The 1,010-nt window shown below is 62.6% G+C and carries 1 pseudogene; it reads right to left on the bottom strand.

The features are described 5' to 3' along the window. Positions 1 to 652: 652 nt before the first annotated feature. Positions 653 to 1,010, bottom strand: a pseudogene (locus ACZ6TU_RS38930) (hypothetical protein); the annotation flags it as partial.

Here is a 1,010-nt window from a genome sequence, read left to right on the forward strand (position 1 = left end):
CCGATACGAACGCAAGGCCGAACACTTCCTCGCCTTCGTCGGCATAGCCGCAGCCCTCATCAGCTACCGCCGACTCATCAAGTGAAACGACCTCTAAAGCGCTGGTGTGGCGCGACCTGCTGATATGCCGACTGCCGCCTCGCGAGACCGATGGCCGCGCCCGACCACGTCGGGAACGTTTCCGCAGTACGAGGGGCGCGCCCGCACCGTGTAGCGATCTTCTTGTGCGGGAACCTCCCTGGCAGAGCGAGGGGGATCAGCCGATGGCGTCTCGACGTGAGTTGCTGTGTCATATTTGCGATGCCGTTACTGACCACACAGAGTCAAGCCGCGCAGAGCTAGCCGCAATCAAGAGTCCTGTTCTCGGCGCTCTGGGTATGGTGGAAGACGCCCAGGAGGAGATACAGGGCCGGCTGGCTGGCGTCTTCATCCCTGGCATTAAGGGTGACAAGGGCTTACTGAGTCTGGTCGACGGTGGAGTCTGGCTTTGCACCCACTGCTTCCATCTTCGGTACGGCAATGTGGCCTGTGCCAAACTCAGCTGGGTTTGGCGCTACGGCGGGCACTGCAACAAGGATCCACGTTATAACCGCTGACTGAAGGCCAGACGGATGGCGTTATGCCGATATCAGTGACGCACCATGCGGGTCAGCTACCAGGCGGGAGGCAGGCTCAGCCCCGCGGGCAGAGGCGACCCGCTAGGCGGCAGGCCATCCGGGGCCACACCTGAAGAACCTGAGAAGTCGACCGCGCCACCGTCGAACGCCGCGTGGAAGTCGACCACGTCGCTAGTGAACCCCGCTCCGTTGAAGCGGACCGTGCCGCTGGCGAACGCGGCGGCGATAAAGGCGACCCTGCCGCTGGTGAACTTCACGCGGTTGAAGCCGACCGTGCTGCCAGCGAACTGCGCGGTGATAAGACACCATCTCATTTGGTGAGTCGGCGGTAGCAGATGAGGGTGCAGGCGATGCTGGTGAAGGCGAGGAAGTGCTCGGCTTTGCGTTCGTAGC

The sequence above is a fragment of the Streptomyces sp. NPDC052064 genome, assembly GCF_055585925.1.